The sequence below is a fragment of the Enterobacter sp. DC4 genome (assembly GCF_000568095.1).
Taxonomy (GTDB): domain Bacteria; phylum Pseudomonadota; class Gammaproteobacteria; order Enterobacterales; family Enterobacteriaceae; genus Enterobacter; species Enterobacter pseudoroggenkampii.
This window is the reverse complement of record NZ_AZUB01000008.1, coordinates 133,567-154,193: the sequence shown is the minus strand read 5'-3', so window position 1 is coordinate 154,193 and position 20,627 is coordinate 133,567. Positions and strand designations below refer to the sequence as shown.

Annotated in this window: 18 protein-coding genes; 8 read left to right on the top strand and 10 right to left on the bottom strand. The window is 56.7% G+C overall.

The window, feature by feature from the left end; genetic code table 11:
- The first annotated feature begins 160 nt into the window (after nt 1–160).
- Together pdeH and P349_RS04205 are read left to right on the top strand one after the other, a co-directional pair.
- On the top strand, nt 161–934 hold the full coding sequence (gene pdeH / locus P349_RS04200) for a cyclic-guanylate-specific phosphodiesterase (RefSeq protein ID WP_024908833.1): 774 nt from the start codon (nt 161–163) through the stop codon (nt 932–934).
- Between the two features lie 65 nt (nt 935–999).
- Nucleotides 1,000–3,042, top strand: coding sequence for an AsmA family protein (locus P349_RS04205; protein ID WP_032648225.1), 2,043 nt, complete (start codon nt 1,000–1,002; stop codon nt 3,040–3,042).
- A 63-nt stretch (nt 3,043–3,105) separates the two neighbouring features.
- On the opposite strand, the gene P349_RS04210 is transcribed toward P349_RS04205, so the two are convergent.
- From P349_RS04210 to P349_RS04220, 3 genes are all read right to left on the bottom strand, one after another.
- Nucleotides 3,106–4,428: an MFS transporter gene (locus P349_RS04210; protein ID WP_032648227.1), complete on the bottom strand. Its 1,323-nt coding sequence runs from the start codon at nt 4,426–4,428 to the stop codon at nt 3,106–3,108.
- Between the two features lie 260 nt (nt 4,429–4,688).
- Nucleotides 4,689–5,714, bottom strand: coding sequence for an inner membrane protein YhjD (yhjD, locus tag P349_RS04215; RefSeq protein WP_032648228.1), 1,026 nt, complete (start codon nt 5,712–5,714; stop codon nt 4,689–4,691).
- A 50-nt stretch (nt 5,715–5,764) separates the two neighbouring features.
- Nucleotides 5,765–6,664 carry a LysR family transcriptional regulator gene (locus P349_RS04220; protein ID WP_032648230.1) on the bottom strand — a complete coding sequence of 300 codons (900 nt, stop codon included), beginning with the start codon at nt 6,662–6,664 and terminating at the stop codon, nt 5,765–5,767.
- A 119-nt stretch (nt 6,665–6,783) separates the two neighbouring features.
- On the opposite strand from P349_RS04220, the gene P349_RS04225 reads away from it, so the two are divergent.
- Together P349_RS04225 and P349_RS04230 are read left to right on the top strand one after the other, a co-directional pair.
- Complete coding sequence (locus P349_RS04225) at nt 6,784–7,542, top strand: SDR family NAD(P)-dependent oxidoreductase (RefSeq protein WP_032648231.1); 759 nt, start codon at nt 6,784–6,786, stop codon at nt 7,540–7,542.
- A gap of 155 nt (nt 7,543–7,697) precedes the next feature.
- A complete protein-coding gene (locus tag P349_RS04230; RefSeq protein WP_032648233.1) occupies nt 7,698–8,297 on the top strand; it encodes a helix-turn-helix transcriptional regulator in 600 nt (199 codons plus the stop codon).
- Here the strand turns inward: P349_RS04230 and P349_RS04235 are convergent.
- Both P349_RS04235 and P349_RS04240 read right to left on the bottom strand, forming a co-directional pair.
- Nucleotides 8,276–8,614, bottom strand: a complete 339-nt coding sequence (locus P349_RS04235; RefSeq protein WP_032648236.1) for a lysozyme — start codon at nt 8,612–8,614, stop codon at nt 8,276–8,278. The genes P349_RS04230 and P349_RS04235 overlap by 22 nt on opposite strands.
- Nucleotides 8,615–8,685: 71 nt before the next feature.
- Nucleotides 8,686–9,225 carry a GNAT family N-acetyltransferase gene (locus tag P349_RS04240; protein WP_032648238.1) on the bottom strand — a complete coding sequence of 180 codons (540 nt, stop codon included), beginning with the start codon at nt 9,223–9,225 and terminating at the stop codon, nt 8,686–8,688.
- Nucleotides 9,226–9,374: 149 nt separating this feature from the next.
- Here P349_RS04240 and P349_RS04245 point away from each other — a divergent pair, with 149 nt between their 5' ends.
- Nucleotides 9,375–10,964 carry an STY4199 family HEPN domain-containing protein gene (locus P349_RS04245; protein ID WP_032648239.1) on the top strand — a complete coding sequence of 530 codons (1,590 nt, stop codon included), beginning with the start codon at nt 9,375–9,377 and terminating at the stop codon, nt 10,962–10,964.
- 66 nt (nt 10,965–11,030) lie between these two features.
- On the opposite strand, the gene P349_RS04250 is transcribed toward P349_RS04245, so the two are convergent.
- The 4 genes from P349_RS04250 to P349_RS04265 form a co-directional block, all read right to left on the bottom strand.
- Nucleotides 11,031–12,680 carry an alpha,alpha-trehalase gene (locus P349_RS04250; RefSeq protein ID WP_032648240.1) on the bottom strand — a complete coding sequence of 550 codons (1,650 nt, stop codon included), beginning with the start codon at nt 12,678–12,680 and terminating at the stop codon, nt 11,031–11,033.
- A 199-nt stretch (nt 12,681–12,879) separates the two neighbouring features.
- Nucleotides 12,880–14,061, bottom strand: a complete 1,182-nt coding sequence (locus P349_RS04255) for a glycoside hydrolase family 5 protein (protein ID WP_081758223.1) — start codon at nt 14,059–14,061, stop codon at nt 12,880–12,882.
- 135 nt (nt 14,062–14,196) lie between these two features.
- Nucleotides 14,197–15,549 carry a glutathione-disulfide reductase gene (gene gorA, locus P349_RS04260; RefSeq protein ID WP_024908845.1) on the bottom strand — a complete coding sequence of 451 codons (1,353 nt, stop codon included), beginning with the start codon at nt 15,547–15,549 and terminating at the stop codon, nt 14,197–14,199.
- 71 nt (nt 15,550–15,620) lie between these two features.
- Nucleotides 15,621–16,463 carry a 23S rRNA (adenine(2030)-N(6))-methyltransferase RlmJ gene (locus tag P349_RS04265; RefSeq protein WP_023333753.1) on the bottom strand — a complete coding sequence of 281 codons (843 nt, stop codon included), beginning with the start codon at nt 16,461–16,463 and terminating at the stop codon, nt 15,621–15,623.
- Between the two features lie 207 nt (nt 16,464–16,670).
- Between P349_RS04265 and prlC the strand changes: the two genes are divergently transcribed.
- Both prlC and rsmJ read left to right on the top strand, forming a co-directional pair.
- Entirely contained in the window at nt 16,671–18,713 is a 2,043-nt protein-coding gene (gene prlC / locus P349_RS04270) for an oligopeptidase A (RefSeq protein WP_032648244.1), read from the top strand.
- 7 nt (nt 18,714–18,720) lie between these two features.
- A complete protein-coding gene (gene rsmJ, locus P349_RS04275) occupies nt 18,721–19,473 on the top strand; it encodes a 16S rRNA (guanine(1516)-N(2))-methyltransferase RsmJ (protein WP_032648246.1) in 753 nt (250 codons plus the stop codon).
- A 97-nt stretch (nt 19,474–19,570) separates the two neighbouring features.
- Here rsmJ and uspA read toward each other — a convergent pair whose 3' ends face one another.
- Entirely contained in the window at nt 19,571–20,008 is a 438-nt protein-coding gene (gene uspA, locus P349_RS04280; protein WP_003861223.1) for a universal stress protein UspA, read from the bottom strand.
- Between the two features lie 283 nt (nt 20,009–20,291).
- On the opposite strand from uspA, the gene uspB reads away from it, so the two are divergent.
- Nucleotides 20,292–20,627 (top strand): universal stress protein UspB, encoded by a 336-nt coding sequence (gene uspB / locus P349_RS04285; RefSeq protein ID WP_003861224.1) that lies wholly within the window; start codon nt 20,292–20,294, stop codon nt 20,625–20,627.

Here is a 20,627-nt window from a genome sequence, read left to right as displayed (position 1 = left end):
AACAACGTTCCATTATTTTTTTTGAGCCAGCGCGTGTTCCCGCGCATTTCTGTCATCTTAATTTCATTTTCCGGGTGAATTGAACATAAAGTTCTCAATTGTCGCGCCGATAATCCTGTGACGAGTCCAGAAAGGCTATCCCAACAACAGGACATCTGAAATGAAGTCAGAGCAGGTTATCCAGCGGCTGAGCACTACGCCTGAGGCAAGTATTGAGAACTTGCAGGAGCATCGCTACTGGCTGCAATGTGAGCGTGCGTATACCTATCAGCCGATCTACCGAACAGATGGTCGACTGATGGCCATCGAAATTTTGACCGTCGTTACGCACCCCTCAAACCCTACTCAGCGCATCGCGCCGGATCGCTATTTTGCCGAAGTTGCCGTTCGCCAGCGTCTGGACGTGCTGGAAGAGCAACTTCGCATGCTGGCAACGAAGCACGCCTTTTTCGAACAGCACGATATCCTCGCCTCGGTGAACGTCGATGGCCCAACCCTGCTGGCGCTGCGCCAGAACGCGAAATTGCAGGAGCTGATCGCCACCCTGCCGTGGATGCGCTTTGAGCTGGTGGAGCATGTCCGTTTGCCGCAGGACTCCTCGTTTGCTTCGATATGCGAATACGGCCCGCTGTGGCTGGATGACTTTGGCACCGGCATGGCGAACTTCTCCGCCCTGAGTGAAGTGCGCTACGACTACATTAAAGTGGCCCGCGATCTGTTCATTATGCTGCGTCAGACCCCGGAAGGGCGGAATCTGTTTACGCTGTTATTACAGCTGATGAACCGCTATTGCCAGGGCGTGATTGTTGAAGGTGTGGAAACACTGGAAGAGTGGCGTGATGTGCAAAACTCTCCCGCAGCGGCGGCGCAAGGCTACTATCTCTCTCGCCCGGTACCCATGGATCGCCTCGATAACGTCATAACGACCCTCTGATAAACCCGCTTCCCTTTGTCTGGACTATAGTTTTACAGGACAGGTCATCAGGAAAGGGGATAAAAATGACAAGAACAACCAGGGTAATCTCCTGGACAGCAGGGATTTTCTTGTTGTTGATCGTGGTTGTCGCCATCATTATTGCGACGTTTGACTGGAACCGTCTCAAGCCGACCATCAACCAGAAAGTCTCAACCGAGCTGAACCGCCCCTTCGCCATACGGGGTGATTTAGGTGTGGTATGGGAACGCCAGAAAGAGGAGCCCGGCTGGCGAAGCTGGATCCCCTGGCCACATATCCATGCTGACGACATCATTCTCGGCAACCCGCCGGATATCCCGGACGTCACTATGATCCACCTGCCGCGGGTTGAAGCCACGCTGGCTCCGCTGGCACTCTTCACCAAAACGGTCTATCTGCCGTGGATCAAACTTCAGCAGCCCGATGCGCGCCTGATCCGCCTCTCCGAAAAAAACAACAACTGGACGTTTAGCCTGGCCAGCGACAGCGAAAAAGATCCGAATGCCCAGCCTTCTTCCTGGTCATTCCGTCTCGACAACATTCTCTTCGATCGCGGACGGATCGCCATCGACGATAAGGTCAGCAAGGCGGATGTGGAGATCCTGGTCGATCCGCTGGGCAAGCCGCTGCCGTTCAGCGAGGTCACGGGGACGAAAGCGAAAGGTGATGCGGCAAGCGTGGGCGACTATGTCTTCGGCCTGACGGCAAAAGGACGCTATAACGACCAGCCGCTCAGCGGTAAAGGGAAAATAGGCGGCATGCTGGCGCTACGGAGCGAAGGCACGCCGTTCCCGGTGCAGGCGGACTTCCGTTCCGGTAACACCCGCGTGGCGTTCGTGGGCACGGTCAACGACCCGATGAATATGGGGGGCGTGGACCTTCAGCTCAAATTTGCCGGTGATTCGCTGGGCGAGCTGTATGAACTGACCGGCGTTCTGCTGCCGGATACCCCACCTTTCGAAACGGACGGGCATCTGGTCGCCAAAATCGACACCGAAAAATCGTCCGTTTTTGACTACCGGGATTTTAACGGTCGGATCGGCGACAGCGACATCCACGGCACGCTGACCTACACCACCGGAAAACCGCGCCCGAAACTGGAAGGAGATGTTGAGTCCCGTCAGCTGCGTCTGGCCGACTTGGGCCCGCTGATCGGCGTTGATTCCGGTAAAGGTACGAAGTCAAAAGAAGTGAAGAAAGATCCTCAGCCTGCCGGCAAAGTGCTGCCTTATGAACGTTTTGAGACGGATAAATGGAACGTGATGGATGCGGATGTGCGCTTCAAAGGCGGGAAAATTGAGCATGGCAGCACGTTGCCGTTGAGCGATCTCTCGACCCATATCATCCTCAAAAACGCCGACCTGCGCCTGCAGCCGCTGAAGTTTGGCATGGCGGGCGGGACGATCTCCTCGAACATTCACCTGGAAGGCGATAAGAAGCCGATGCAGGGACGGGCGGAGATTCAGGCGCGTCGATTAAAGCTGAAAGCGCTGATGCCGAACGTCGAGTTGATGCAGAAAACCCTCGGTGAAATGAACGGTGATGCCGATATTCGCGGCGTGGGGAACTCGGTTGCGGCGCTGCTGGGCAGCGGCAATGGTAACCTGAAGCTGCTGATGAACGATGGGCTGGTGAGCCGCAACCTGATGGAGATCCTGGGGCTGAACGTCGGTAACTACGTCATCGGGCAAATCTTCGGTGATGACGAGGTGCGTGTGAACTGCGCGGCGGCCAATCTGGATCTGGTTAACGGCGTGGCGCGCCCGCAGATTTTTGCCTTTGACACGGAAAACGCGGTGATTAACGTGACCGGTACCGCCAGCATGGCCTCGGAGCAGCTTGATCTGACGATTGACCCGGAAAGTAAGGGGATTCGTATCATCACCCTGCGCTCGCCGCTTTACGTGCGCGGGACCTTCAAAAATCCGCAGGCGGGCGTGAAGCCCGGACCGCTGATTGCGCGTGGCGCAGTGGCTGCGGCGCTTGCGACGCTGGTCACTCCAGCCGCAGCGCTGCTGGCCTTGATTTCGCCGTCAGAAGGCGAGGCGAATCAGTGCCGGACTATTTTGTCGCAGATGAAGAAGTAACGCCTTTCTCCCTCTCCCTGTGGGAGAGGGCCGGGGTGAGGGCATCAGACCGCTCGCAGTGAATTACAGAGCCTGGTGCTTCGTCTCGTGCGTCAGCAGCAGCGCAATCAGCGTCAGCCCCGCCATTGCCGCCAGATAAACCCCCACATAGAACAGACCATAGTTCGCCTGCAGCCAGGTGGCGATATACGGCGCTACGGAGGCGCCCAGAATAGACGAGACGTTATAGGAGAACGACGCACCGGTATAGCGCACTTCCGTCGGGAACAGCTCTGGCAGCAGCGCACCCATCGGGCCGAAGGTCAGCCCCATCAGGCTCAGGCCAATCAGCAGATAGGCCATCACCAGCGCCGGGCTACCTGAACCCAGCAGCGGCGGGAAGACGAACAGGGCAAACAGAATGATCAGCGTGGTGATGGTAATCATGCTCGCGCGGCGACCGAACTTATCCGCCAGCAGGCCCGCAATCGGAACCATCACGCCAAACCCGATCACCGCCATCATCAGCATCCACAGCACTTCGTTACGCGGCAGACCCAGCCCAACCGGCGCGGCGGCGGTACTGAAGGTCATGGAGTAAACGGTCATGATGTAGAACAGCGTATAGGTTGCCAGCATGATGAACGTGCCCAGCACGGTCACGCGGACGTGTTTGGTCAGCAGCGTACCCAGCGGCACTTTCACCTGCTTGTTCGCCGCGGCCACTTTCGCGAAAACTGGGGTCTCATGCAGAGAAACGCGCACGTACAGGCCAATCAGCACCAGCACGGCTGAGAAGATAAACGGAATACGCCAGCCCCAGCTCATGAACTGTTCATCCGTCAGCAGCCAGGAGAGCAGCAGGAACGTCCCGTTGGCAAAGAAGAAGCCAATCGGTGCGCCCAGCTGCGGGAATGAGCCATACAGCGCGCGCTTGCGCACAGGGGCGTTCTCGGTGGCCAGCAGCGCCGCGCCGCCCCATTCGCCGCCAAGGCCCAGACCCTGACCAAAACGCGCCAGCGCCAGCAGGACCGGCGCCAGAATGCCGATGGTCTCATACGTAGGCAGCAGGCCGATGGCCACGGTGGAGATGCCCATCGTCAGCAGCGAGGCCACCAGGGTGACTTTGCGGCCAATGCGATCGCCAAAGTGTCCAAACAGCGCAGAGCCAATCGGACGCGCAACAAACGCGATAGCAAAGGTCGCCAGAGACTGCAGCGTGGCTGCCGTCGGATCGCCCTGCGGGAAGAAAATATGCGGGAAGACGATGACCGCGGCGGTGGCATAAATATAAAAGTCGAAGAACTCAATGGCGGTGCCAATCAGCGATGCGACGACAACTTTATTGCGCGAGTTTACCGGAACGTTTTCCGTTCCTGAGTCGAGTGTGGTGGCGGTTGCTTGCATAATATTTTCTTATTTTTGTCGAACGAAAGGCCATATTACGCACAGCAAAAGCGACATTTCAATCTGTAACAAAGCCGCGCACTGGTGATAAAAGCAACAAAAAGCGGATAATTTTCAGGCCAGCCAAAACAGGTCTATGAAATGCTTCACAGATTTTAAATATCAGTCAATAAAACTGGTTTTCGGTTAAATAAAAGTTACAGCCTGGATTTATATGCTGAAATGATGAATCGGGCTGAAATTTCAGCCCGAGAGTGGGGTTACCGGTGCGTTTTGCCCGGCATTCGCGGGTCGTCTTTGTACTCGGCAGTGGCAATCCACGCCGCGCAGAACAGGGTCAAACGCGCGAAGAAGTAGAAGAACGCCATCAGCCCCAGCACCGAGCCAAACGCCGCGCCGGAAGGGGATTTAACCAGTGACGGTAAGGTGTAGGTCATCACGATTTTGATCGCTTCAAAGCCGATCGCCGCAATCAACGTGCCGCGGATCAGCGCCTTCTTACGCGGACGATGGCGGGGCAAGCGCCAGAAGATCCAGAAGAACAGCAGGTAATTGGCAAAGATGGAAATGGCCAGACCAATGCTGCGCCAGGCCGGCTTCAGCCATTCGATGTAATCAAGGTAAAGCGCGGAGATGATCATCTGCTGCGCCGAGCCTGCCACGGAGGTAATGGAAAGCGTCACGATGAGCGCGACAAGCAGGCCAATCAGAGAAACAAAATCGCGGAGATACTTAACCCAAATTTTCTCCTGGTCCTGCGGCTTACGCTCCCAGACATCGCGCGACTGGGCGCGAATGGCCTCGCGCAGGTTGCCCATCCAGTTAACGCCGGAGTAAAGGGCAATCAGCAAGCCGACGATACCGACGGTAGTACGCTGCTGCACGGCGGTATTGATGGTGCTTTTGAGCGTGCTGGCAAGGGTCGGGTCACTGACGTTATTCAGGATCTTATTGAAGATATCCTGCAGCAGCGTCGGGTGCGACGCGAGCACAAAACCGGCCGCCGCAAACGACACCATCAGGATTGGGATCATCGACAGGAAGGAAAAATAGGTGATGGCGGCACCAAACTGGTTTCCCATGCGGTCATTAAAGCGTTCGGTCGCGCGTATCAGATGCGCAATCATGGGAAACTGCTGAATTCTGGCGACAATGCCGGTGACGGTCCCCAGCGCTTTGCTGGCGGTACCAGGGGACCTGGCCTCTTCAGGCCCGGTTTCCATCTTTTTGACGGGCTCATACTCTAAATGTTGGGTGGGTCGTTGCGGGTTGTTTTCCGGCGTCACGCGTCTTTTCCTTTTCGTTTGGCTGGATGTTACTGAATTATAGCTTGCGACTAGTCCACGTAAGCTTTTGTGAGTTCGGTTAGCCACTCCATGAACAGATGGACCCGTCGGGAGAGGTTGCGGCGGTGGGGATAAATCAGGTAGACAGGCATCGGTTCGGCCCGGTATTGCGGCAGGATCTCAACCAGTTTCTTCGCGCGCAGTAGATCGCGCACCCCAACCCGCGGAACCTGAATAATGCCCAGTCCGGCGAGGCAGGCAGCCTGGTAAGTTTCCGTGCTGTTAACGGTTAACACCCCGCCCGTTTTTACCCACTGCGTTGCACTGCCGTTATAAAACTCAAAGCCCTGCGGGCGGGTTCCCAGCATCGCGGCGTAGTGGATCACGGCGTGTGAGCCTAAACCGTCCAGCGTTTCCGGGTAGCCAAAACGCGCCAGATAATCCGGACTGGCGCAGTTTATCACCGACAGCTTGCCCAGCGGACGGGCAATCAGCCCTGAATCTTTCAGCGTGCCGACGCGGACGACGCAATCAAACCCTTCACGGATCACATCCACCAGGCGATCGCTGCTGCTGAGTTCCAGTTCAATGCCCGGATAATGCTGCAGGAAAGCAGGCAGTTTGGGGATGACTAAATTTCGAGCAACGCCGACGGGCATATCCACGCGGAGCCGTCCGCTGATGCTGGAGGGATCGTGCTGAAACATACCGTCGAGTTCATCAAGGTTTGCCAGCAGATCTTTTGCCCGCTCGTAATAGACCATGCCGTCCTGCGTCAGGCTGACGCGGCGCGTGGTGCGGTGCAATAGCTGGGTGCCAAGCCGGTTTTCCAGGGCCTGAATTTGTCGTGAAACGCTGCCTTTCGGCAGGGTTAATGTTTCGGCCGCGCGGGAAAAACTCTCCAGTTCCGCGACGCGGACGAATAACTGCATTGCGTGAATTTTATCCATAGCGGAAGCTCATTGTTGTTACAGCTGAAACAGTGAAGCGTTTTAATCCATCTTTATTGATTTTCTATCACCTAATAAGCTCTTTCTCAATCTCCTTAACAGCCAAAACGAGGTTTATGATGAGTGAACGTATCGCATTAGTGACGGGTGGTAGCCGTGGTCTGGGTAAAAACGCTGCGTTAAAGCTGGCGGCAGACGGCACGGGAATCGTCCTGACATACAACCGTAGCCAGCAGGAAGCGCTGGATGTTGTGCATGAAATTCAGGAAAAAGGCGTTAACGCAGCGGCATTACAGCTCAACGTCGGGGATATCACGGGTTTTGATCATTTTGCCCAACAGCTTCAGGAAACCCTTAGGCGTGTCTGGCAGCGTGAAACTTTTGACTATTTATTGAACAATGCCGGAACGGGTTTATATGCGCCCTATACCGACACGACGGAAGCCCAGTTTGATGAGGCGCTGAACGTTCATTTCAAAGGACCTTTCTTCCTGACCCAGCGCCTGCTGCCGTTGCTGAACGACGGGGGACGGATCCTCAACGTCTCCAGCGGGCTGGCCCGCTTTACCCAGCCGGGCTCAGGGACCTACGCGGCCATGAAGGGGGCGATGGAAGTGCTGACGCGTTATCAGGCGAAAGAGCTGGGCGCGCGCGGGATCGCCGTCAATATCATCGCGCCGGGCGCGATTGAAACTGACTTTGGCGGCGGACGCGTGCGCGACAACGCGGAGCTGAATCAGCTGCTGGCCTCGCAAACGGCGCTGGGACGGGTGGGGCTGCCGGACGATATTGGCGATGCCATTTCGGCACTGCTCAGCGACAAACTGGGCTGGATGAATGCGCAACGTATTGAAGTCTCAGGCGGCATGTTCCTGTGATCTACGCGCTTAAGGAAATCCTTAAGGTCAGTGTGTCTAAATACGGACAGATATAAAGAACTCGGGGGTTTTGTAACGTCTCCATTCGTTGAGTTTTTTCTTAAATAACCCCTCTGTAGAATCCCCCTTCGCTATTCTCAGAGGGATAAAAAACGATGCGAGTAATCATGTTTGACAGGCAGTCACTCTTTATTCACGGAGCGATACACAGTCTTCAGACGCTCATTCCGGAAATAGATATGACAGGGACCTGTCAGGCAGACGATTTATGGACCCAGATTTCCGCTTCACCGTCAGCTATCGTCATGATTGACGGGAATTTAATGCAGGACGAGGGGAACGCTTTGCTGGAAGAGATGCTACAACGCTTTCCGGCGATACGCGTGATTCTGGTTTTGGCGAAAAAAGAGGCCAGATGGGTTGAGCAATTGCGGCAGCGAAACATCATGGCCATTATTCCCCGAAATGCCAGTCCCGAGCGGTTTTCCGCTGTGCTGGATTCGGTGTCCAGAGGGATGGTCTGTTTTCCCGGGGAGTGGGTCAGGCAGCCGTCGTCTCAGGCGTTATCATCCCTGAGCGAGCGTCAGCGCGACGTGTTGGAATTGCTGGCGGCGGGGGAGTCAAATAAAGAGATTGGCCGCAATCTCAACATCAGTGCGGCCACGGTAAAAGCGCATCTCGAGGCGCTTTTCCGGCGGCTGGACGTGAAAAACAGAACGCAGGCTGCCATGTACTATACCCGTGCGAAGGCCTGAAAAATCGCGTTTGGGAGCGAGGGCATCTCTCCGAAGCTGAATACCATCATAACCAGCGCATCATGCTGCTGTTGGGTTAATGGACGTGTCACACTTTCCCGCAGCAGCGCCTCACACAGCTGAATATCGTCATGCAGCAAATCTTCTGCCTCGGCAGGCGTGATGGGACCGTGAAAATGTCCCCGATCGCGGATAACGTGGCCATAGCCGATAACCCATAATCCGTTTTCGTCACAATATTTCTCCAGAGAAAGACCCTGATGTTTTTTTATTAACGCAATGGCGGCAGAAGATATTTTCAGCGCATGACCTTTCATATTCATTTCCTCTTAAGATCGATACTGTAGAGGAAACGACGTCTGAGAAATATCCGCCAAATGGCTGTTGATCAGGCATTATTATTCAGGTATTCCTGCTGCAATAAACCAAATAACCAGTCATTTTGCCAGCGCCCCGCAAGATAATAGCTCTCGCGTAATTCGCCTTCCAGGCGAAAGCGGGCTTTTTCCAGCAGGCGTCTTGAAGCGACATTTCCCACGGTGACGGTGGCGGTGAGTCGACGTATACCGCCCTGATGAAAAGCGTAATCACAAAGCGCTTTCAGGGATTCAAAGCCGTAGCCTTTCCCCTGCGCCTCGGGTGCGAAAAGGAAGCCCACTTCGGCACAGTCCTCCTCCCGATGAATATACCCGGTGACGCCCAGCGGGGCCTGTGAGGCTTTGTCACGTACAACGAGACAGAGCCAGTGCGCGCTGCCCGGTGACCAGGGCGTCAGGCGTGAATCAAATGCCTCGCGGATCGCCGCAACGGGGCGGTTTTCCGCCACAAAGCGCATGACGTCGGGATGCTGCTGTAATGCCAGAAAAAAGGGCCAGTCTTGTTCCAGCAGAGGTGAACAGGTAAGGCGAGGGGTAATTAAAACCGGCATTCAGATTCTCCTGAAACATTTTAAATGATTTTAGGGTTGTCACTTTATTTCAACAGAAAGTCAGGTATGGTTAATCGCGTATAAATAAAAAGAAAAAAAGGCCGTCTCGTGCCCATTCCGGATGTCTTCGTTGTCGCTTAAGGAAAACAATGAGTCTCAGTACATCACATCATATTCGCGAACAGTTCGAACACTGTCTGGCGGTCATTCGCCATGCGTCGGTGGAAATTTTGCTACTTCTGAATGTACATGCTTCTGAGGGCAAAGATCCACGCTGGTTTCTGGAGCAACTCGACAGTGCTCGATTAGCGCTGGGCGGCTGGGGAGCCGTTGCGAAAAAACTCAACCTGAATGATGCCGAGATGTCGGAATTTACGCTCCAGCTGCGCCTGCTGCAGCAGCGCGTTCCGCAGTATGAAAGCGGACAGGATGTGAGTGAAAACCAGCTTATTGCGGCGATGCGGTTTGTTACCGCGCTGGAACACCTGCGCCTGCAGCAGCCTCTGTTGACCTACAGCACGGACCTGGCACCGGGAAGCGAACTTCAGCAACAGCAGGCGCACAAGCAGGTGCGGGCGATTGAGCTGATGATTAAAGGGCTCATCCAGCAGGCCTGGCCCGATCAGGTTCGGCTGAACAATCATCTGAAGACCTTGTTTAACGCCGATCGCGTTCGGCGCTGGCTGAAGCTGGGCGAGATCAACGATGTCCTGAGCGGCATGATGTTCAGCGAGCTGGCGCAAATGCTGGTGGATAAAAAAGAGTTCAGCCGCTATTACGCTTCGCTGTTCAGCGATCCGTCCATGCTGACGCTGCTGGTTGAACCGCGTAAAACGCTGCAAACCTTCCTCGACGACATCCGGCAAATTCGCAACAGCATCACCGTTCAGAAAACGTTGAGCTCGGCGCAAATACAGCTGCTGGATAACTACTACGCGCAGATCGCACGGCCCGTTCAACGCGCGTTTGAAGAGGGGAGAACGCGCGTCAATCCGGCGGGATTCATGGCGGTAGATGCCAGCGAACTGCATACCTTCTGGGAAAAGGCGCAGAAAATGGATCGGGTCACCGGTGGGGATCTGTTTGAAGTCCGCGACACCATTGAAAAGCCGACCCAGCGCGCGCCGCGCACCCCCGAACAACGCGAGCAGCTTATTTCCGGCGCGCTATGGGGGGCGGTTGGCGTCATGGTGATTGCCATCGTGGCGGGGGGATTCTGGCTGGTTACCAGTAGTAAAACGCAGCCTGCGACCGCCAGCGCGGCTGAAGCGGCACCACCACAGGAAATGCGCGAGACGCCTTCCTCGCGTGAAACGCTCACGCGCATGGGGGTGACCTGGGACGAGAATAATTTCCGCTCGGCCATTAACCGCAACGACACCCGCGTGACCCAGCTCTTTTTGCAGGGTGGTATGGACTGGAAGCTGTCCTGGACCGAAGAGGCGATGTCGGCAGGCTATGATGACGTGCTGGAGCTGATGTTACGCTACCGGCAAAACATGGTGGAGGAGAAGCCGTGTCGCCGCTTCATCAACACGCTCAGCCACGCGATGTCGAACGGCGAGTCTCTGACCTCGGTACGTAAAGAGTATCTTAAAGCGTTCTGCACCGTGCCTGCCGTGGTGAAACGCCAGCAGCACGATCTCGACATGGCCACACGCCGTGCGAAGTCACAGCCAGATGCCACCACGAAAAAATGGCAGTCCATTCAGAGCGCCATTTATGAGGTGATCCGCTAAGTTGTTCTCCCTCTCCCTGTGGGAGAGGGCCGGGGTGAGGGCACCAGAGCGCACCCCGCACCCTGCTCAAGGCTCCCCATACAACCCAATCAGCCGCCGCACCACGCCGTTCGTCCAGCCGAAACCATCCTGCAGCGGATACTCCCCACCGCCCCCTTCGCGCGGCGTGCTGCTGGCGATGTGGTACTTCTCAATCAGCTTATGGTGCGTCTGATAAAAATGGTTCACCGTATGCAGCCAGCTCCAGGCGATTTCATCTCCCAGCGAGTCGTTGCCGTACTGCTTGAACCCCTGAATCGCCATCCACTGCAGCGGCGCCCAGCCGTTGGGTTTATCCCACTGCTCGCCGGTTTCGTACTCGGTCGCCAGAATCCCGCCCGGCGTGAGCAGTCGTGCCTTGACCGCATCCGACAGGCGCTCGGCCTGCTCGTGGGTTGCCATGCCGACATACAGCGGCACGATGCTGGCGGCAGAAAACAGCGCCAGCTCTTCGCGTCGCCAGTCATAATCGCGGTAACAGCCGCTCTCCTCGTCCCACAGATAGCGGTTCACCGCCGCGCGGCGATCGCTGGCTTTCTGGCGGAACAGGTCGGCCGTCTCTTTGTCCCCTTTCGACGCCGAGATGTTGGCAATCGCGCTTTCCAGCTTGAACAGGAAGGCGTTCAGGTCGATGGGGATAAACTGCGTCGTGCGGATGCTGGCGAGCCGCGACGGATCGCGCAGCCAGCGGGACGAATAATCCCAGCCTGACGCCGCCCCCGCCCGCAGATCGCGATAGACCTCGTTTGGCGGTCGCCCCGAGTGGCGGGCAGTTTCCACGTCCTCGATCCACGATTCGTCGCGCGGGGTATCGCGGTCATCCCAGTAGCGGTTGAGCAGTGAACCGTCCGGCATACGTACGGCGCTGCGGTAGGCCTGGTTTAGCAGCAGCGACTCCGCGCCGTCCATCCAGAAGGCGTACTCCATTTTGAGGTGATCCAGATAGCGTTTCGCACCGCGCACGCCGTCCTCCTCGAACAGCTCCACCATCAGCGCAAAGACCGGCGGCTGTGAGCGGCTGAGATAATAGGTGCGGTTGCCGTTGGGGATATGCCCGTAGCGTTCAATCAGCCAGGCGAAGTTGTCCGCCATGCACTTGAGCAGGTCGTTACGACCGCTCTCCGCCAGCCCCAGCATGGAGAAATAGGAATCCCAGTAGTAGGTCTCGCTGAATCGCCCGCCGGGAACGATATAGGCCTGCGGCAGCGCCAGCAGGGAAGACCAGGGAATATGATCCTGCGGCTCGCGCGTCAGCACCGGCCACAGGTTATCAATGTGCTCTTTCAGGGAGAGTCCCGGGTCGGAGACATACTCGGTGCCGTACGTTTCCGGCATCCAGAAGTGGTTCTCCACAAACTGGCGCAGGTCGAAGTCCCGGTGGCGTCTGACCTTGCGGTAGCGGATCAGGATATCCAGCGGATCCATCTTCGGTGCGCAGTCGGGGAAGGTTTTACTGTCCGCAAACAGCCGCGTCGACTGCACATGCTCAAACAGTTCAAGATAGCGGTCTGCGGGCGTCAACGCATCGGAGGCGGGTAGCCCCTCGATCATTTCGGGTTCCGGCTCCGCCTCAATCATTTCATCCAGTTTCAACTCGCAGGGATCGGTCTCGTAGCGCAGCTCTTCTGCAATCTCGAATTCGATGTTCTCGGTAGCCTGTAGTTTCTGGTTGAACATGGTGATAGGGACCTCCGGTTGTGTGTTCAAAAGACAGGTTTATCCGGGCGTCTTATAAGCGTAGACATTCGCTTCGGTAGAGGGGGAGGAATATGTGCGGTAGATCACTATTTTCGGAGCATTCGTTTTGCAACGATTTATGTCTGTTAACAGTAGCCTCTTCAAAAGAGGTTACTGAACAAGAGGCGAGTATCCCGGATCAAAGGCCTTGTTTTAGCCGCTTAGCAATCGGTTCAAATTCCTCGGTAGAATGGCGCTTGATCGTATCCGGTGCGTTATCCTCGATGGCTTTCCAGTAGGCCCACGGCACCGGTTTTTTCCCCAGCTCATAGTCCATGGCGTCCCAGGCATCTTCACGAAACGCATAAAATGCCCAGTGTGCATGATGTTTGTCGAGGACGGTCAGGACATCATTAAGCCACTGCCGGCAGCCCTGCAGCGTGCGAACGCAGCCAAACTCTCCCGCGACAACCCGGTTGGCCGGAATACCATTCTGCTTCGCCCAGTCAAAGGGCGCGTTCATCCATTTCTCTATGGCCGTAGCGTCCCATTTCACCTTTTTACCGCCGAACGTGATCATGCCTGGATAGTCGAACGGCACCTTGCGGCGTGCATTTGGCGCGCTGGTGAAATCATAGGGCTCGTACATGTGGAAGCTGTAGAGCACCCGCTTATCCTCAAGCGCGGACGGCCAACCAGAAAAACCACGCGCGGAGGCGTACCAGCCTCCATCGACCATAATCGGTGTGGTGGCATCGACCTCGCGGATGGCGGCAATAATCTGATTGTAGAGAGCGGGGAGGTTACGCGCCGTACTTTGCTGCTGCTGATACCAGGTTTTTAACGCCTCTGGCGACGCCTGCTCGCTAATGTTGCCTCTTTTTTCAGGCGCGGGTTCATTGACCAGGTTCCAGGCCGCAATGCCCGGTTCGTCCTTCAGGGCCTGGGCCAAATCACGCCAGAACTGAGCGGCTTCCTGCCAGTATTTTTTGTCCTGCCAGATGCGGTCATCAAACTGGTTATTGTTATTTTGCGCCCAGCGCATGCCGGGTAAAGAGAGTGGGGCAATGACAACCTGTAGCCCGGCCGCGTGTGCTTTCCTGATGGAGGCTTTGAGCGTCGCGAGGTCTGTCACCTCGAGCCCACGGTAGCCGTCGGCGTTGCCGAGAAGAAAATCTCTCCCGGCAGGTTTCCATTTATCATAAGAGAGGCGAACCCACGTCGCGCCATAGCCACGCAGCGCATCATAGTATTCCTGCGTGGGCGGCAGGCGGTTAAAGCTGTTTCCGCCGTGCTGAGGGGTATCCCAGAAGGTGATTTGGTCAGAGGAGGCGGCGGCAAAGCAAAAAAGAAGTAGGGTCAACCCAATAAGCGCTTTCATCTCAATTCCTTTTTAGCGTGATGATGATTTTATATTCGCTGGGATGATGAAGCTTTATCTTTAAATTATCGAGCCATATAAAAAAACTGGCCCGCAAAGGCCAGTTTTGATGACGTGCTTTCCTGCGAAAAGCCCTTAACGCATGGTCACAAACTCTTCCGCCGCCGTTGGGTGGATTGCCACGGTATTATCAAAGTCTTTCTTCGTTGCGCCCATTTTCAGCGCCACGGCGAAGCCCTGCAGGATCTCGTCCATACCGAAACCGATGCCGTGAATACCGACAATCTTCTCGTCCGGACCGACGCAGACCAGCTTCATGCGGCACGGCTGACGGTGAGAGGTGACGGCGGTATACATCGCGGTAAACGCCGATTTATACACTTTCACCTGGTCGTCGCCATACTGCTCGCGCGCCTGCGGCTCGGTTAAGCCGACGGTGCCGATTGGCGGGTGGCTGAAGACCACGGTCGGGATGTTGCTGTAGTCCAGATGCTCGTCCGGCTTGTTGTTAAACAGGCGCTCGGAAAGACGACGACCCGCCGCAACGGCCACTGGGGTCAGCTCAACCGCACCGGTATTGTCGCCGACCGCGTAAATGCCCGGTACGCTGGTGTTCTGGAATTTATCGACGACGATATAGCCTTTTTCGTCGGTTTTCACGCCGGTCACGCCCAGGTTGAAGTTATCGTTAGCCGGTTCACGGCCGATCGCCCAGATCAGGCAATCGACGGTCTGGCTGCGGCCATCTTCCAGCTCCAGGGTCAGGCTGCCGTCTGCATTTTTCACGACCGCTTTTGGCACGGCGTTGGTATGCAGGGTTGGACCTTCGGTGTTCATCACTTCAACCAGCGTATCAACGATCAGCGGATCGAAGCTGCGCAGCGGCGCGTGTTTGCGCACGAACAGGTGCGCTTCGGCACCCAGACCGTTAATCACGCCAGCCAGCTCCACCGCGATGTAACCCGCGCCCACCACGGCAACGCGTTTTGGCAGGGCAGGCAGCTCGAAGAAACCGTCGGAGTCGATGCCGTATTCCACGCCCGGGATATTCGGGTGGCTCGGACGACCGCCGGTGGCGATCAGGATGTGATCGGCGGTGATCGTCTCACCGTTCACTTCGATCGTTTTCGCGTCCACAAAGCGGGCGAAGCCGTGGATAACGTCGACGTTATTTTTGCCCAGCACGTTGTCGTAGGAGGTGTGAATACGGTCGATGTAGGCGGTACGGCTGGCAATCAGCTTGTCCCAGTCAAAGTTATTAATGGTGGTGTCAAAGCCGTAGTCCGGGCCATACATATGGATAGCTTCACGGATCTGCGCCGCATGCCACATCACTTTCTTCGGTACACAACCCACGTTCACGCAGGTGCCGCCCAGCGCTTTGGCTTCAATCAGCGCGCACTTCTGGCCGTACATGGCCGCGCGGTTGATGGAGGCGATGCCGCCGCTGCCGCCGCCGATTGCGATGTAGTCATAATGCTTAGTCATAGCTTTTGTCCTTAATCGTGAATTGCCGCGATTGTATACCTGAAATCAATAGTTTCCACCGATGGCTGCGATTACTCCGGCACGATCCAACTGACGGTGGCGTGGCCTGTACCCGCTGGCACCAGCGTTTTATGCAGCCACGGCAGCACGTTGTTCATCTGCGCTTCGAGCTTCCACGGCGGGTTGATTACAATCATGCCGGAGGCGGTCATACCGCGCTGATCGCTGTCCGGACGTACCGCCAGCTCAATCTGCAGGATTTTGCGGATGCCGGTCGCTTCCAGATCCTTGATCATGCGTTTGATTTGCGCGCGCAGCACCACCGGGTACCACAGGGCGTATGTTCCGGTAGCGAAGCGTTTGTAGCCTTCATGGATGCCTGTCACCACCGCCTGATAGTCGGTTTTGATCTCGTACGGCGGGTCGATAAGCACCAGGCCGCGACGGGAAACCGGCGGCAGCTTGGCTTTCAGCTGCTGGTAGCCGTCGGATTTTTCCACGCGGGCGCGGCTGTCTTTCTGGAATTCAGAACGCAGCAGCGGGAAGTCGCTCGGATGCAGCTCGGTCAGCTGGAGGCTGTCCTGCTCGCGCAGCAGCTGGCGTGCAATCAGCGGTGATCCCGGGTAGTAGCGCAGCTGGCCGTTGCGGTTGAAGTGATTCACCACGCCGATGTACGGCTCCAGCTCGGCAGGCAGGTCGTCCTGCTGCCAGATGCGGGCGATCCCTTCCAGATATTCACCGGTACGCTCGGCATGCTCGCCGCTCAGCTGATAACGGCCCGCGCCCGCGTGGGTGTCCAGATAGAGAAACGGCTTCTCTTTCTCTTTGAGCGATTCGATGATCAGGCTCTGAACGGTGTGTTTAAGGACGTCGGCGTGGTTGCCAGCGTGGAAGCTGTGGCGATAACTGAGCATGGGTGATGATATTCCGCTGAATTGACGATTTGCCACAGTTTACAGCAGAACGGCGCAGATTACCCGTAGGCCCGGTAAGCGCAGCGCCACCGGGCTCTTTTCCGCCACGTCTGGCATTGAAATCCTCTACACTTAACCCCATTCTAGATCGCATATGCACAGCGCCGGATGCGCGCTTCATTCACCTATTTCAACAGGACAGCGTTTATGACCAATCCATTACTGACGCCTTTTTCGTTGCCGCCGTTTTCTAAAATCCTCCCTGAGCATGTGGTTCCAGCCGTTACGCAATCGCTGGACAACTGCCGCGCGGCGGTAGAAAGCGTGGTAGCGCAGGGCGCGCCGTACACCTGGGAAAATCTGTGTCAGCCGCTGGCCGAAGTGGACGACGTGCTGGGGCGTATTTTCTCCCCGGTGAGCCACCTGAACTCGGTAAAAAACAGCCCGGAACTGCGCGAAGCCTACGAACAGACCCTGCCGCTGCTCTCTGAGTACAGCACCTGGGTCGGCCAGCACGAAGGGCTCTACAAAGCCTACCGCGACCTGCGCGACGGCGACCATTATGCCGAACTGAACACGGCGCAGAAAAAATCGGTCGATAACGCCCTGCGTGATTTTGAGCTGTCCGGGATTGGCCTGCCAAAAGAGAAGCAGACCCGCTACGGTGAAATTGCCGCGCGCCTGTCCGAGCTGGGCAACCAGTACAGCAACAACGTGCTCGACGCCACCATGGGCTGGACGAAGCTGATTACCGACGAAACGGAGCTGACAGGCATGCCGGAAAGCGCCCTGGCGGCGGCAAAAGCCCAGGCCGAGGCGAAAGAGCAGGATGGCTTTCTGCTAACCCTGGATATCCCGAGCTATCTGCCGGTGATGACCTACTGCGACAACCAGGCGCTTCGCGAAGAGATGTACCGCGCCTACAGCACCCGCGCCTCCGATCAGGGGCCGAATGCCGGTAAGTGGGACAACAGCCCGGTGATGGCGGAAATCCTCGCCCTGCGTCACGAGCTGGCCCAGCTGCTGGGCTTTGAGAACTACGCCGACAAATCTCTCGCCACCAAAATGGCGGAAAATCCGCAGCAGGTGCTCGACTTCCTGACCGATCTGGCGAAACGCGCCCGTCCGCAGGGTGAAAAAGAGCTGGCCCAGCTCCGCGCCTTCGCGAAAGCGGAGTTTGGCGTGGACGAGCTGCAGCCGTGGGATATTGCTTACTACAGCGAAAAACAGAAGCAGCATCTCTACAGCATCAGCGACGAGCAGCTGCGCCCGTACTTCCCGGAAAACAAAGCCGTTAACGGCCTGTTCGAAGTGGTAAAACGCATCTATGGCATCACCGCCAAAGAGCGTACCGATATCGACGTCTGGCATCCGGACGTGCGCTTCTTCGAGCTGTATGACGAGAAAAACGAACTGCGCGGCAGCTTCTATCTCGATCTCTACGCGCGTGAGAACAAGCGCGGCGGGGCGTGGATGGACGACTGCGTGGGCCAGATGCGTAAAGCCGACGGTTCTCTGCAGAAGCCGGTCGCCTACCTGACCTGTAACTTTAACCGTCCGGTGAACGGCAAACCTGCGCTCTTTACTCACGATGAAGTGATCACCCTGTTCCACGAGTTCGGTCACGGTCTGCACCATATGCTGACCCGCATCGAAACCGCAGGCGTGGCCGGTATCAGCGGTGTGCCGTGGGATGCGGTCGAGCTGCCGAGCCAGTTTATGGAAAACTGGTGCTGGGAGCCGGACGCGCTGGCGTTTATCTCCGGTCACTATGAGACCGGCGAACCGCTGCCGAAGGAGCTGCTGGATAAAATGCTGGCGGCGAAGAACTACCAGGCGGCGATGTTCATCCTGCGTCAGCTGGAGTTCGGCCTGTTCGACTTCCGCCTGCACGCCGAGTTCAGCCCGGAGCAGGGCGCGAAAATCCTTGAAACCCTGGCCGAGATTAAAAAGCAGGTCGCCGTGATCCCAGGGCCAACCTGGGGCCGCTTCCCGCACGCGTTCAGCCATATCTTTGCAGGCGGCTACGCGGCGGGTTACTACAGCTACCTGTGGGCCGACGTGCTGGCGGCGGATGCCTTCTCTCGCTTCGAAGAAGAGGGGATCTTCAACCGCGAAACCGGCCAGTCGTTCCTCGACAACATCCTGACCCGCGGCGGTTCCGAAGAGCCAATGGTGCTGTTCAAACGCTTCCGCGGCCGCGAGCCGCAGCTGGATGCGATGCTTGAGCATTACGGGATCAAAGGCTGATTGTTACGTGAAGATCTGCTTAGTGGATGAAACAGGCGCCGGAGACGGCGCCTTATCTGTTCTGACGGCCCGCTGGGGGCTGGAGCACGATGAAGAAAACCCGATGGCGCTGGTGATGACCACAGCACATCTTGAATTACGCAAGCGCGACGAACCGAAGCTCGGCGGGATTTTTGTCGATTTTGTCGGCGGGGCGATGGCGCACCGGCGCAAGTTCGGCGGCGGTCGCGGCGAAGCGGTGGCTAAAGCGGTTGGGATTAAAGGAAGCTACCTCCCGGACGTGGTCGATGCCACGGCGGGGCTGGGGCGTGATGCCTTTGTGCTGGCGTCTGTCGGCTGTCGGGTGCGGATGCTGGAACGTAACCCGGTGGTGGCGGCCCTGCTCGACGACGGTCTGAGCCGTGGCTACGCGGACCCGGAAATCGGCCCGTGGTTGCAGGAGCGTTTGCAGCTGATTCATGCCTCGAGCCTGACGGCGCTGACCGATATCACCCCGCGCCCGCAGGTGGTCTATCTCGACCCGATGTTTCCGCACAAGCAGAAAAGCGCGCTGGTGAAGAAAGAGATGCGGGTGTTTCAGTCTCTGGTGGGGCCTGATTTGGATGCGGATGGTCTGCTGGAGCCGGCTCGTCAGCTGGCGACGAAGCGGGTGGTGGTGAAGCGCCCTGACTATGCGCCGCCGCTGGCGGACGTTGCGACCACCAACGCGGTGACCACTAAAGGGCACCGGTTTGATATCTACTCAGGTACGCCGGAATAAAAAAAGCCGGGTGGCGGCTTCGCCTTACCCGGCCTACGTCCTCGCTCTATCCCCTCTCCCTGTGGGAGAGGGTTAGGGTGAGGGGAATTTAACGCACTTACTCGTCTTCTTCGTCACGCAGTGGAACAATCAGCATATCCACGTGAACGGTGTTAATCAGCTGGCGCGCGGAAGACATCAGCTTGCTCCAGAAGTCCTGATGGTGACCGCACACCACCAGGTCCATGTCATATTTCTTGATCGCATCAACCAGTACCTGGCCCAGGTCGCCGCTGCCGCTCAGGGTTTCGGTAATCGGATAGCCTGCGTTAGTGGATAGTTCGCTCAGGGCGTGGTGCGTCTCTTCGGAGATGCGCTTTTGCATATCGCCAAGATTGACGTCGATCAGACCGGTGTAGAGGTCGGAGTAATTCACATCAACGTGAATCAGCGAAACTTTCGCGTTGTAGGGACGTGCCATGGATACCGCTTTATCAACCAGCACTTTGCTCTCCGGGGAGAGGTCTACCGCGATGAGAATGTGTTTGTAAGCCATAGTGTTACTCCTTCCTTAAGTTATCGATGACTAAATGGGAAAGCCGTCGTCTGATGCTTTCATTACGGCCCAGTTAAACATATTTTTCAAGCTTTGGTGTTGATAACGATTAACCTTGTGGCAAAAAAATTAACGGATCTCCTACACTATTAAATGAGCCGTTCGGATATTAAAACGCGAACCGGATCGACTTTTGGTCATTCTTTCACTGAACTGTCTGTCAGGGCATTGGGGTGCGGTAGCTCAGAAGCCTTGCTTCGTGGGCGGACGCCGGGGAGGATGTATGATTAGCACCGTCGCATTGTTTTGGGCGTTATGCGTGGTTTGCATAGTGAATATGGCGCGCTACTTCTCATCGTTACGTGCGCTGTTAGTGGTACTTCGTGGTTGCGATCCGTTGCTTTATCAGTATGTGGACGGTGGAGGGTTCTTCACCTCGCATGGACAGCCCAGCAAACAGATGCGTCTGGTGGGATATATCTACTATCAGCGCTACCGCGATCATCACGATGAAGAGTTTATCCGTCGCTGCGAGCGCCTGCGTCGTCAGTTTATTTTAACCAGCGCCCTGTGCGGGCTGGTCGTGGTCAGCATGATTGCATTGATGATTTGGCACTGA